Origin of the sequence: Clostridium peptidivorans, assembly GCF_900205925.1 — a bacterium.
Taxonomy (GTDB): domain Bacteria; phylum Bacillota; class Clostridia; order Clostridiales; family Clostridiaceae; genus Clostridium_AK; species Clostridium_AK peptidivorans.
Map to the genome: position 1 here is coordinate 1 of NZ_OAOD01000021.1, position 13226 is coordinate 13226.

At 36.2% G+C, this 13226-nt stretch carries 11 protein-coding genes and 1 pseudogene; 3 read left to right on the plus strand and 9 right to left on the minus strand.

Annotation, left to right across the window (positions count from 1 at the left end; translation table 11 throughout):
• Window positions 1-683: pseudogene (locus CRN98_RS17500) on the minus strand (hypothetical protein); the annotation flags it as partial.
• A gap of 331 nt (window positions 684-1014) precedes the next feature.
• On the opposite strand from CRN98_RS17500, the gene CRN98_RS14170 reads away from it, so the two are divergent.
• Entirely contained in the window at window positions 1015-2496 is a 1482-nt protein-coding gene (locus CRN98_RS14170; protein WP_097028082.1) for a flotillin family protein, read from the plus strand.
• A gap of 715 nt (window positions 2497-3211) precedes the next feature.
• Here CRN98_RS14170 and CRN98_RS14175 read toward each other — a convergent pair.
• From CRN98_RS14175 to CRN98_RS14210, 8 genes are all read right to left on the minus strand, one after another.
• Window positions 3212-4234, minus strand: a complete 1023-nt coding sequence (locus CRN98_RS14175; RefSeq protein ID WP_097028083.1) for an ATP-grasp domain-containing protein — start codon at window positions 4232-4234, stop codon at window positions 3212-3214.
• The gene (locus tag CRN98_RS14180; RefSeq protein WP_097028084.1) at window positions 4206-5285 is read right to left on the minus strand and encodes a DegT/DnrJ/EryC1/StrS family aminotransferase; all 1080 of its coding nucleotides are present in this window, start codon (window positions 5283-5285) and stop codon (window positions 4206-4208) included. Before CRN98_RS14180 ends, CRN98_RS14175 begins: the two co-directional genes overlap by 29 nt.
• Window positions 5269-6150, minus strand: coding sequence for a UDP-3-O-acyl-N-acetylglucosamine deacetylase (locus CRN98_RS14185; protein ID WP_143331305.1), 882 nt, complete (start codon window positions 6148-6150; stop codon window positions 5269-5271). The genes CRN98_RS14180 and CRN98_RS14185 overlap by 17 nt, the downstream gene beginning before the upstream one ends.
• The gene (locus tag CRN98_RS14190; protein ID WP_097028086.1) at window positions 6137-7111 is read right to left on the minus strand and encodes a CgeB family protein; all 975 of its coding nucleotides are present in this window, start codon (window positions 7109-7111) and stop codon (window positions 6137-6139) included. Before CRN98_RS14190 ends, CRN98_RS14185 begins: the two co-directional genes overlap by 14 nt.
• Window positions 7112-7113: 2 nt before the next feature.
• Window positions 7114-7803, minus strand: a complete 690-nt coding sequence (locus CRN98_RS14195) for a WbqC family protein (RefSeq protein WP_097028087.1) — start codon at window positions 7801-7803, stop codon at window positions 7114-7116.
• 17 nt (window positions 7804-7820) lie between these two features.
• Complete coding sequence (locus tag CRN98_RS14200; RefSeq protein ID WP_097028088.1) at window positions 7821-8804, minus strand: GNAT family N-acetyltransferase; 984 nt, start codon at window positions 8802-8804, stop codon at window positions 7821-7823.
• Between the two features lie 45 nt (window positions 8805-8849).
• Window positions 8850-9812 carry a Gfo/Idh/MocA family protein gene (locus tag CRN98_RS14205; protein ID WP_097028089.1) on the minus strand — a complete coding sequence of 321 codons (963 nt, stop codon included), beginning with the start codon at window positions 9810-9812 and terminating at the stop codon, window positions 8850-8852.
• A gap of 571 nt (window positions 9813-10383) precedes the next feature.
• Entirely contained in the window at window positions 10384-10962 is a 579-nt protein-coding gene (locus CRN98_RS14210; protein ID WP_097028090.1) for a flavin reductase family protein, read from the minus strand.
• Between the two features lie 267 nt (window positions 10963-11229).
• Between CRN98_RS14210 and CRN98_RS14215 the strand changes: the two genes are divergently transcribed.
• Both CRN98_RS14215 and CRN98_RS14220 read left to right on the plus strand, forming a co-directional pair.
• A complete protein-coding gene (locus CRN98_RS14215) occupies window positions 11230-11610 on the plus strand; it encodes a DUF4912 domain-containing protein (RefSeq protein WP_097028091.1) in 381 nt (126 codons plus the stop codon).
• 5 nt (window positions 11611-11615) lie between these two features.
• Entirely contained in the window at window positions 11616-13199 is a 1584-nt protein-coding gene (locus CRN98_RS14220) for a glycoside hydrolase family 57 protein (RefSeq protein WP_097028092.1), read from the plus strand.
• Window positions 13200-13226: the final 27 nt, after the last annotated feature.

The window sequence follows — 13226 nt, forward strand, 5'->3', positions numbered from 1 at the left end:
TCAACCATATCTTTAGATTTTATTCTAGCAACTTTGCTTAATTCAGCATTTAATGTTAGTGGTTTTAAACCTTGTTTTGATCTTTCAATATTTGTAAGTCTTACTACTTCTTTTTCAAATTCATTTACCTGTGAATCTCCAGCTTGTCCAGCATTGTTATCTGGAGTAGTTGGCTTTGGAGCTTCTGGTTTCACTTCAGGCTGTTTAACTGGCGTAGTAACTTCTGTTTTTTCCTCAGGCTGTGTAACTGGTGCAGTAACTTCTGGCTTGTCTTCAGGCTGTGCTACTGGTGTAGTAGGTTGTTGTTTAATTTGTGATTTATCAACTTGATTCACTATGTCTGTCCACTCACTTGTATCAGTAATACATTTATCATCATTTTGTACATTAACTTCTTTTTCATCTTTATTATTTATAGATGTTTTATCTTTTGAATCATTTTTGTCATTTTTCTCTTTAGCTTCTACTTTAGTAGTTTCTTTATCTTTAGTAGTCTTTTTGTTTTCTGTAACTTTTGAAATTCCTTTTTCGGTTTCTACTTGGCATTTAATTCCTTCTCCATTTGCACTGGCTACTGGTACACTATTAGCCCCTGCTAATTTTTCTACTGATGAATTGCTACATCCTGAAGCTAGAGATGCTATTATCGCAATTGTTGATACAAAAATCGCTAATCTTTTCATTGATAATCCCCCTCTATCACTTTTATTGGCTATTCACCAGACTGATTATAACATGATTTTGTGTGAATTTTAATATTATTTTAAAAATACCATCAATTCCATAAATTTTTTTCAATAATTCACCAACAATGAAAGTTAATTATTTATTTGCTAACCTCCACGACCTAATGTACATTCCCCTCTACCATTAATTATTTATTTTAGCAGTAGGAATATCTTAAATATTATTAAATTATTCCTAAATAGTTTTTAAATGTAAATATTTATAGTAGAATATATTATATAGAAATACTTTAAAAAAATCATAAAAAGGGAGGATGGGAAAATTAAAATGCAAAATTTATTAAATTCACTATTTCATTTACTACCGATAATAATTGTTGTAATAGCAGTATTAGCAGTAATATTATGTTTTTGGCGAAGAGTACCTGCTGACAAAGCAATGGTTATTACAGGATTAAAGAAAAGAGTTTTATCAGGAAAAGGGGGTTTTATGATCCCTATATTAGAGACATCTTGTACCATTTCATTAGAGAATATATCTATGACAACAGATGTAAATGAAGCTCCTGCGAGACAAGGTATATTTGTAAATATAGTAGGTACTGCTGTAGTAAAGGTTAAAAATGATGCTGAAAATGTATTAAAGGCTGTTGAACAATTCTGCAGCGGTGGAGATAATAATACCGTAAATGTTATAAGAACCATAGTTGAACAGATATTGGAAGGTAAATTAAGAGGTATAATTTCTACTTTAACAGTAGAACAAATAAACGAGGATAGAGCTTCTTTTGAGCAAAGAATTGAAGATGATATAAGAAATGAATTAGAATCAATGGGTCTAGTCCTAATATCTTATACAATCTTAAAAATAAGTACTCAAGGTGGTTACCTAGAAAATAGAGCAAAACCTCAAATAGCAGCAGCAAAGTCTGAAGCTGATATAGCTGAAGCTGAAAGAAAAAGAGATACAGAAATAAAAACTGCAAGTGCTACAAGAGAAGGTCAAAAGGCAAAGTTAGAAGCTGAAGCTGAAATAGCTCAAAGCGAAAGAGATAAAAGAATAAAATTGGAATCATACAGAGCTGAGCAAGATAAAGCAAAAGCAAATGCTGACGTTGCATATAAATTACAAGAAGTTGAGAATAATGCAATACTCGCTGAGCAGCAAGCTGAACTTGCTGAAAAAGAAGCACTAGTTGTAGAAAAGAAATTAATAGCAGAAGTTAAAAAGCCTGCTGATGCTAAAAGATATGAAATTGAGGTTGCTGCTGAAGCACATAAAATAGAAGCAATTAAACAAGCTGAAGCTGAAGCTGAGACTATAAGAGTACGAGCAATAGCTGAGGCAGATGCAAAGAAGATACAAGCTCAAGCAGATGCAGAGGCAATAAGAGCAAAAGGACTCGCAGAAGCTGAGGCCATAAAGGCAAAGGGTATTGCAGAGGCTGAGGCAAAAGATAGATTAGCAGAAGCAATGGCGAAATACGGTGAAGCTGCAGTAGTTGAAATGATAGTAAATAAATTACCAGATGTAATGAAAGAAGTATCAAAACCATTAGAACAGATAGATAATTTAACAGTAATAGACAATGGAGGCACCCAAGGGGCATCAAAAGTATCCAAAATAGTTACAGATGTAACCGCAAATGGTTTTGAAGTATTAAAGAATTTAACAGGCGTAGATTTATCAAAGGCATTAAATAATTTTGTTAATAAAGATATGAATACTAATTCTAATGATATTGAACCCAAAGATCTTACTGCTGCAGTGAAAGATGTTAAAAATGAAGAGTCAACTAACATGGATTAAGAGTCTGCCAATAAATTTGTGTAAAATTCTTTAAAAAACTTAAAATGTAGATATATATTTTATTATAAAGAGGATAAATTTGAATTTATCCTCTTTTAATTTTTTCATTCATTGTTGGTTAAAATAACGTCAATACTAAACTACATGGTAGACTTCTAAGATAAATGAAGATAAAATCATTTCCAAGGAACTGGAACATATTCATAAGAATGAAGATTGGGTTGTTTCCAGTTTAAAAACCTTATATCAAACTTAAGTAAAAAGCATTTTACTTGGAACCGTTGATAATAAATGTAACCTAAAAGTTTTTTTATATAAGTAAACTCTTGAGCCCTAACCATACCCATATATATACGGGTTGATTTAAGCTTATTTGCTTCTAAAAAAACTCATTTGTTTATAATACGGTTCACCGTATCGTTATCAAGTGCGATTTTTTGTAAATAAAAAGAGTATACTTAATTGCCTTGTATACTCTTTTATCTTTATTAGGTCTTAAATGTGCATATTATTACCGGTAACGGGAATAAAGGGTATGTTTTATCTGAATTAAAATCAATTACGCAATATTGAAATGTTAAACAAAAGGTACCAGGCTTTAAGTTATCCATTTGATGAACCAAATGAATAACTTAAAGCCTGGCATTTATTTAGATAATATCTATTTAAAACCTGTAAGCAGACTGCATAAGAGCCTGTTTAAGTCATTTCTAATTTATTTTAGCCTGTCTAATGGGAAATAATAATCAGTATATTGTCTTAATACCAGCCCTGTTTTTGCTCGCTTGGGCATAACCTCCTGGCAAAGCACTTCTGAGCGTATTAAGCTTTCCGGCTCATTTATTCCAAATAGTAACCGCATGCATGTAGAACTGCTGAATCTGGGATTTATTTCGAAAATTACTGGCATGCAATCTTTAAGGCGCAATTGAATATTTATAGCCCCATAGGCTCCCAGTGTACTTGCAACCATGGCACAATAATCTGCAATGTGGTGATAATCATCAGAAACTGCAGCAATAGAAACCCCTTCCAGCAAATACCTCCTTAAGGCTATTTTGGAAATGACCTTTCCCTTTTGATTTATGCAAATCCCTACGGTAAACTCTTGCTCCTCATCTGTAAGATATTCCTGTATAATTAGGCTTTTCTTACCCTTTATATTTTCAAGCAGCTGCTGCTTATCCTTAACTAGAACAACACCTACTGAGCCACGTCCAAAACGCGGCTTGACTATCAAGGGAAACCCAGTACTTTCAATAAATGAGGAGAGCATACCAGCATCTTCAGGATACCTGATACTTGCAGGAATTTGAAAACCGGAGCATGATAAATGGCACATGGTCAGCCACTTATCGGTGCAAAGCTCTATCACTGCAGGAGAATTTACAAACACCTTTGCTCCTGTAGATCTTTCAAGGGATTCTCTATTTCTGGAATAAAAGGGAAGCTCCGCTGTAGAGCCGATAAATATCGCTTTAATCTGATGATTTATACAAAGATTTTTAATAAACATATAATATCTTTCTTCATCTGCTACCTGTGGAGCGATAAAGCTTTTGTCGGCAAAAAATAAACCTAGGGAATATGGGTTAGCGTCAATTGCTATTGTTTCAACAGGAAGCACCGATTCTTTCAGTGACCTGATAATACCCAGCCCGTATACGGAACCTGCACCTGTAACCAATACACTGAGAGTACCATTGATTTCATTCATATTTTTGCAAACTGCTGACAATGTAATCAACCTCCTGTTCTGTTAATCCTGGGTAAACAGGTATTGAAACTACCCTTTCGGCAGCTATTCGGGCATTTGTGAAAGATCCGAGAATTTCTCCCTGCTGATACAGGGTCTGGTCAGGGATAGCTGTGGGATAATGGATACCATAGCCAATACCCTGTGTTTCCAGGAATTCTATGAAACCGCTGCGATTGTTGACCCCAAGGGTATATTGGTGATATACATGCTCAAAACCCGTTAAGCACACGGGCTTAATAAAAGCGGGGTTGGTTATCTCCCTTAAATATCGCTCTGCAATAGCTTTGCGCCTTTCATTGAAGCCAGTCAGCTTTCGCAGCTGTTCTATGCCGATTGCTGCATGGATATTGGTCATCCTGTAATTGTAGCCAAGTACATCATGCCGGTATTTGGCTATCTGGCCATGGTTTATCAAACTCCTGGCCTTATCAGCCAGCTCTTTGTCCCAGGTCACAAGCATGCCACCTTCTCCGCAGGTCATGTTTTTTGTAGGGTAAAAGCTAAAAACTCCACAGTGCCCAAAGGTTCCGACTTTGTTGCCATTGATGGATGCACCGTGAGCTTGTGCACAATCCTCTATCACTGGCAGATTGTATTGATTGGCTATTGCCATTAGCTCTGCCATACGCGCGGGATAGCCGTAAAGATGAACTATTAGGATTGCTTTTGCATCAGGATGTTTTTTGATGGTATCTTGCAGCTCTTGAGGCGAAATGTTGTAATCCTGCAGATTAATGTCACAAAAGACAGGAACAGCTTGCGCATAAAGTATGGCATTTGAAGTTGCAATAAAAGAGAAAGGTGTGGTTATAACTTTGTCCCCCGGTTTAATACCTAAAGACAGCAGTGCCACATGAAGGGCTGAGGTGCCTGAAGAGGTGGCGACACAATGCTTGCTGCCCTGGAATAGGGCAAAGTCCCGTTCAAACATTTCCACATATTCTCCATGGGCTAGCTTTCCACTGGAAAGAACTTCACTCACAAGTATTTTTTCCTCTATACCAAGCATAGGTTTAGCTAAAGCGATCATCATTACACTCCTCATAAATTTTTTTACACAACTCTAGATTTAACCGGTGACCGGATCTGAAGCCTATTACATGTCCCAGTACCTTTTTCCCAAGTAAGCCAAGGTCTCCGAGAAGGTCAAGCACTTTATGACGGGCAGGTTCATTGGACCATTTCCAGGACCTGTACTCAGCCCCGGATTTGACTACCAATACATTTGAGCTGACTTTCCCAGTTAGGTTTACAACATCTTCAATCTCTGACTCAATTATATAAGAACGGGCATCTGCCAGCTCTTTAGCAAAGGTTTCAGGAGTTATGTCCATTTCAGCTACTTGAGATAATTGAGGCAGATTGGGATAGTCAACCACATAGGTTAGTTTAAATCCATCGTAGGGAAGAGCTATCAGGAACTTTTCATATTCCATATCCCCTAAGCTTTCACGTTTATATACAATAATGGGCTTAAGTATTTTTATCATTTCCTTCTTGGCATTTTGTTCCACTATCCCAGCTTCCGTGAGCGCTCCTTTGAACTCTTTACTGCTGTAATCCTCTGTTACGGGCAGGCTGGCCTGTTCCAGCTCAATAAATACGTTATCCAAACCTAATCCTGATAAGGCTGCCAAGGCATGCTCCGTGTGTTCGATGCGAACATCTCCATCAACAAGAGAAGTCCATCTGTATTCAACCTTTGCTTTTTCAAATGAGCATTTTACTTTAGGGCAGCCTGGCAGGTCATTACGGATAAATATTATACCTGTATTAGGCGGGGCTGGATAAAAAGTTACCTTTGCATCAGTTTCGCCAGCAATGCTAGTACCCATTAAAGAAACCCTTTGTTTAATAGTTGTCTGATTATCCATTTCAATTTCAATTCCTTTCAACTAAACTGCAGAAATCAAGAATTTGTCTGGCGCGTTCCTTATAACTATGTTTTAAATAAACCTCCAGCTGACCATTGCGCGCTATTTCTTGCCGTGCTGCGGTATTTTTAAGAAAATAATTTACCAGGTCAACTGTATCTTCTGGGGAAGAGGCACATGACAGGTGAACATTATTTATAAACAGCTTGGTGACAGATTGTGTTGGTACGGTAAGCAAAAAACCGCCCGAACCCAGTACTTCAAAAGTCCGAGATGTTAACATGTCATGGTCATTTTGCAAACCTAATATAATTCTAGCTGAATTATATACTTTATTTGTTTCCTCATAAGGTAGTTCACCTTTAAGCATATGCGTTGGGATCTTAAAACCCATTAGCTCCTCATTAAAACGGTCCCATCGCTTACCCCAAATAGCAATGTTATATCCCCTTTCCACTAAAGGCTTAAGTAATATCTGAACGCTATCCTTCCGATATGACTTCCACTCTCGTCCCCCATTCCCAATTAGGACCACATCATAATCATATTTACTGCTTGGAGGTTCATTCTTATTGAATTCCGGATTGCAGCCAAAATCCAGATGCCCGGCGGGAAGCCCAAGCTCCCTGTATTTATTTACACTACCAGGATGTATGGTCATAATTGCATTAGGTTTATAGATTTCAATACACCTGAAGGAACACTTTTCGGTCCATCTTGGATCTTCAGTTGCCCAATAGACATGTTTCACCTTATATTTAGAAGCTCTTTTCACCAACTCGTCTATATGCTCACGGCTATACCTGCGGTAAGCCCATCCCGTTGTTATCATAATCTCAGGCCTAAAGTTGTCAATTGCGTCTATTATAGAGCTTCTACTTAAATCCCTCAGGACAAAAACAGGGCAGTTCAATTCTCTAAAGCCCTGCGGCAGCCCAAGAGTATATTTAGAACTATGTGAAAAAAACAATATTCTTTTCATACTTACACCTCTTTCAACAAAAGCTTGCGTGTGCCCGTTGCCCCACAATTAAATAACATATCAACTATAGACAAATTGGGTATAAAATTGCCCCAAAGCTGCGGATATGCTATAGGCTCATAATCCAAATACTCCAATTTAATACCTTGTTTTTCAAAAATCTCTGGTTGATTATATGCCCTTCCTCCAATACCGGACAGGTAACTGTCAGCAGAAAAGTGGCGACAGATTGCAGCTATCAGTTCATTTTTTCGAAGCTCAGAAAATTGAGGTAAATCTGATAAAAACACAAGCTTTGTTTTAAGTCCCAGCAGGTCATATACCAGCTTGATAAAAGCTATGTTGGTATCTATAAGATATCCGGTATCTTGCAATACCTGCTCCATCATGGGGAAAACTTCTTTGAAATGAGGTGCTTTTGCGTAGTTTACTTTGAGTGCCATAAGATGATGCCTTTTCCAACCCGGTATAACAGTAACTTCATTAAACCGCTGCAAGCCCATGCCTTTGCGTTTCACCGGCACAGTCAGTACCTGAGTCCCTTGGGAAGTTTTGATAAGATTCCTATTATCCAATGAACTGCCTGTTTGAAACTGAGCAGTATCTAAAATAGAAAAAATATCACACTGTGCCATCTTAACAAAATATCCCGGCCAGGGAATATAATTCGGTTGATGACCTGCTAATTTCATTGCCTCACTCCTTTAAATTATTTGCTATTGTTTACTTCATACAAATAGCATTCCCGCAATACCCCATGCCCTCCATAACCTTCTTTGAAACGAAACAGCCCTGTATTGACTCCACTTCCTTTTACCTCAGTGGAAATACCCCAATCTAAATATGAAAAGCCGTTTTTTAGTCCCCATTCCATCATATGACCAAAAATAAGGTTTAACGGCCGCTTATGCTGGAAACCATCGTGGTGGGCAATATAAAAACAGTTTATAACTCTGTCGTTCAGTAAAAATGCCAAAACACCCGCTGCAGGAGTTACTCCTTCATATGCTGCAAAGAGTTTTATCCTGTGAGAATAAAGAGTTTTTAGATGTTTGATTTCATCTAATGTATGTGCAGGCTTTGCATTATGATTATGTTTAAGTTTATTTTCCAGAATAGGCCAAAAATCATTTATATCGGCATCCTCCACCACTGATAACCCACTTTTCAATGCCTTCTGATAGTTTCGAAAAGCTGTGTCACTCATTACCCGCTTTACAAAAGATTCCTCACCTTTTTTTAGCTCAAGGACTGTGGCCAGCTCTGTATACTCAAGCCTAAACCCAGAAAACCTTAAAGCAAAGTCAAGTTGGTCCGAAAGCTCCTTATGGTAAACCTTCGGAACAGGTTTTAGCCGTATATAGTCAAAACCAGCCATGGCACAATATTCCACAAGGGCACTTACTAACTCCAGGCATTTTTTAGTGCTTAGACTGGACTTTATTATGAGCCCTCCATGGGAAGCGCCGGGGTGGGAAACTAGGATGCGTTTATCCTCTTGTTGTACTACGGCAGCAGGAAGAACAGCAATGATTCCCTTATCCTCCATAAATATCAGGGAATGATCTGAAAACCTGTCTGAAGGATGATAACCCAGGAATCTTCTCTCCTGCATAAAAGTGCCGTTAACTGAGGAACTCACAAATCCCTCCCATTCATTCTCAAGTTCTTTTGAATAGCTCTTTACAAACAATATAATTTCACCACACTTTCCTGATTATAGTGCTTAGCATCTCCATCAAAAGATGTTGATTTTCTCTCCGCCTTTTGCGAGAGATTCTGAAATGCAATCAGTTATTTTTGCCACAAATTCTATATTTTTTCTACCGCTAAGAGGCTCCTTGTGTTCTCTAATGCATTCCATAAAATGAATACACTCCTGTGTCAGAGGTTCCGAATTGTCTTCCACTGCCAAAAAATGCTCCTGCTCTCCGTTATGGAAGATTTGGATTTTTCTATCGGCAGTCTGTGCATCGTCAAATACCAATTTTGTTTTCGATGCAACCAGTGTCATTTTCCTGGTTTTTTCCGTATGAATGAAGCTAGCAAATATAGAAGCTATTTTACCATTGGGGAAACCCAACAGTATATTGATAACATTGTTACAAGGACTTTGAATATATCTTTCACCATGGGCAATTACCCAGATAGGGTCCATCCCTATGAGGTGGCGTGAAAGATAAATATCATGAACTGCCAGATCATGAAGAACATCTACTTTGGGAGCCTGAGAGGTGGAACTGGTTCTGGACATGTTGAAGTAACATAGATCATCAATAATATGTTTTTCTTCCAGAAGCCCCTTTATCCTTTTCACAGCAGGATGGTAAATCAATGTATGGCCGGCCATCAATACGGTATTTTGAGCAGCAGCCAATTCAATTAGATCATGACTGTCTTTCCTGTTAATTGTCACGGGCTTTTCTACGAGAACAGCTTTGCCTTTGCTTATTGCTTCCTTCGCCAACATGTAATGGCTTTCAGGTGTCGTGGCAATAACAACCCCCTGTACCGTACTGTCATTTAATATATTGTTTATGTTTTCAGTGTACTGGACTTGAGGGTATGGAGATAAAGCCTCCTTTAGTTTTTGAAGGTCAAGATCATAGGCCCACTTTAATTCACAGCCTTCTATTGAAGTTAAGGTTTTCAGATAATGTTTGCCCCATTTTCCACACCCTATCAAAGCTAGCTTAATCATTGCAATTCCCTTTCCAATTATATTAGATATATATTAGAGTATATGTTAGTGTGCCATATAATAGTATATTCACCAATAAAAAAAAGGGGCATATGCCCCAAAAACTTCTAATTCAAGCTATTCACCGTTTTATTAACACCACACACTCTACGCGGATGGTTTATAGAACATGCTTTAAAAACCTCTGTTACTTGTGATACGGTTCAGTGTCCCTAATTCTAATATTTTAATATAATTCATCGTCATAATATACTATTGTATCCCTACTTAATTGTCCAGATTAAACTAAAAAAATTTCACTATGATGAAATTTCCTCCTTAATCAATCTTAATAAAGACATTTTTAATGTTGAATATAGTATGAGATTTGCATCGTAGAAAGCATTGAGCAAGCATTAAAGGCTCTTTATTTCTGACTTTAAAACACCGTTAAGAGCCTTCTACTGTCTGAGCGACAGCGAGTTTAGAAGGCTTAGGTGTTTTAAAACCGAAGAAATATTAGAGCCTTTTTGCACAGTGAATTGCTTTACTAGATGCAAATCCCATACTACTAATTCAACATTAAAAATCTCTACTTTCTTTTCTTTTTCTTCTGTACTGAAAATCCAAACTTACCTATTGATTTTTCAGGCAATGGATAATATTCTCCATGACAATAAGTCATTAAATTTGCCTTCTCATAATGTATCTTTCCATTTTCATCTATAAGAAAATCCTCTACCTGTACATTTGTAACTTCTCCCAAAAATAGATCATGGGAACCTAGTTTTATAATATCTTTTAATTTACACTCTAGTGCCACAGGGCATTCCTTTATAGATGGAACTGAAATACTCTTGCTTTCTTCTATATTTAAATTAAAGTGTTTTAATTTATCTAGATCTCTCCCAGACTTAACTCCGCAAAAATCCACTGCCTTTACCAAATCCTTAGATGGTAAATTGACCACAAATTCTCCTGTTTCTTTTATATATTCATAGGAAAGTCTTTCAGGTCTTATAGCAAGTGATATTATAGGAGGTCTTGTGCAAGCGGTTCCTACCCACCCCGCTGTAAATACATTTACCTTTCCCTCTGAGTTTTTAGAAGTTACTAAAACTACAGGAACAGGATTTAACATAGCGCTGCCTTTAAAATTTGTTCTACTCATAATCTACCTCCGAAATTTAAAAAGTTGCCCGCAACTTTTTAGGTTCTAGGTACTATCCCCTAGCATCTTTATCCTAATTCCTTAAAATTGCATAGCGATTTCTTATAAATTATATACTAAGTAAAGGAGTTTTTAAATATATGTAGAACTTAATAAATACAATTTATTTTGCATAATTTATATAAATCTGTGATTTCATTACAGATCATCACATCTCAATTCATTGAGATGTTTCATTAATTATAAAGATATGGGGTGAATTACTTAATGAATAGCACAAAATCAAAAATTGTTCTTATGGTACAAAGTGCACGTAAAGTTTATTGCTATTTTACAGTGTCTCCTTTATTTATAAAGGAATTTAGTGATAAGTACGGAGAGCCGCTTTGGAACAGCTCAAAACCTGTTCTTACGGTTTATGAGCTAAATGGGGATGAAGAAAAGGAAATTGAAAGCATATTTATAGATGCTTTTGCTGATAATTGGTATATAGATTTGGATAAAGATGCTATAGATATTTTAATAAAGCTTAGAAGGCTTCTTCCAGATAATACTTATATAGATATTGCTACTTCTAATAAGGTTACAACTCCACGAATGGTCGAATCTCAAGATACATCAGTTTACTACAAGGATATTAAGGAGTGATTTTTTTGAAAAAAGGATACGTAGCTATGGTACTTCACAGCCATATGCCCTTTGTAAGACATCCAGAAATAGATGACGCCCTAGAAGAAAGATGGCTATTTGAAGCTATGAGTGAATGTTACATACCTTTAATTCAAGGCTATGACAAGCTTTTAGATGAAGGTATAGATTTTAATATAACTATGTCCATAACCCCTCCTCTTATGGAAATGCTTGAGGATGACTATTTAAATAAAAAATATGAAGAGTATTTGACAAAAAGCATAGAGCTTTCGGAAAAAGAAATCTTACGAAATAAGGGAAACAAGGGATTACAAAGCTTAGGAATATTTTATAACGAAAGATTTAAGGGACTTTTAAAAACATATAAATCTTATGATAAAAGACTTATGAATGCTTTTAAAAAATTTGATAAGCTAGGAGTTCTTGAGATAATAACTTGCTCTGCAACTCATGGGCTTTTACCTCTACTTTCTGTAAATCCCGAAACTGTAAGGGCTCAAATTTATACTGGGGTAAAATCCTATACAGATTGTATAGGTCATGAGCCTTCTGGAATATGGCTTCCTGAATGTGCTTATAGCTATAATTTAGATGATGTACTTAAAGAAAATGGGCTGAAATATTTCTTAGTTGAAAATATAGGTATATTAAATGCTTCACCAAAGCCTTTATATGGGACCTACGCTCCAATTGTAACTCCTAATGGATTATGTGCTTTTGGACGTGATTTAGAATCTTCTCATCAAGTATGGAGTAACTTTATAGGCTATCCTGGCGATCCTGATTATAGAGAATTTTATAAGGATATAGGCTATGAACTTCCTATGGAATACATAAAGCCTTACTTAAACAAAGCTGGAATACGAGTGGATACTGGATTAAAATATCATAGAATAACAGGCTCTACTGATGATAAAGAATATTATGTACCAGAAAACGCCTTAGTTAAAGCAGAAAGCCACGGTGGTCACTTTGCACACTGTAAACATCATCAAATAGAAAAAGCAAGTTCTCATATGGATATACCTGCTATAATAACTTGTCCTTATGATACAGAATTATTTGGTCACTGGTGGTTTGAAGGCCCTGATTTTATATATACATTTTTAAAAAGATCTTCAGAAAATTGGACTTCCTATGAGCTTACAACTCCTAAAAAATACTTAGAAAAACATTCTAGGGTTCAATGCTCAAGTCCATCCCCTTCTAGTTGGGGAGAACATGGAGATTATTCAGTTTGGATTAATAGTTCAAATGATTGGATATACAGAGACCTTCATGAAGCTGCTGAGAAGATGATAAGACTTGCAAATACTTTTAAGAAACCTACTTCATTACAAAAGAGAGCTCTTAACGAAGCTGCTCGTGAGCTTGTTTTAGCTGAATCCTCAGATTGGCCATTTATTATAAAAAATAACACTTCTGTACAATATGCAGTAAATAGACTAAATGCTCATATAGAAAGATTTAATAAACTTTACGAGCAAATAACTAAAAATGCAATTGATATAAAATATCTTAATAAAATAGAATCTCTTGATAATATATTTCCTAATATAGATTATTCTGTATATAGAAGTCTCTAGTTAATCTTTAGTTTTTATAAATATTAA

Coding starts and splice junctions, on each gene's coding strand:
- CRN98_RS14170 (WP_097028082.1), top strand. CDS start 1,015: ATGCAAAATTTATTAAATTCACTATTTCATTTACTACCGATAATAATT.
- CRN98_RS14180 (WP_097028084.1), bottom strand. CDS start 5,285: ATGATCGCTTTAGCTAAACCTATGCTTGGTATAGAGGAAAAAATACTT.
- CRN98_RS14190 (WP_097028086.1), bottom strand. CDS start 7,111: ATGAAAAGAATATTGTTTTTTTCACATAGTTCTAAATATACTCTTGGG.
- CRN98_RS14195 (WP_097028087.1), bottom strand. CDS start 7,803: ATGAAATTAGCAGGTCATCAACCGAATTATATTCCCTGGCCGGGATAT.
- CRN98_RS14205 (WP_097028089.1), bottom strand. CDS start 9,812: ATGATTAAGCTAGCTTTGATAGGGTGTGGAAAATGGGGCAAACATTAT.
- CRN98_RS14210 (WP_097028090.1), bottom strand. CDS start 10,962: ATGAGTAGAACAAATTTTAAAGGCAGCGCTATGTTAAATCCTGTTCCT.
- CRN98_RS14215 (WP_097028091.1), top strand. CDS start 11,230: ATGAATAGCACAAAATCAAAAATTGTTCTTATGGTACAAAGTGCACGT.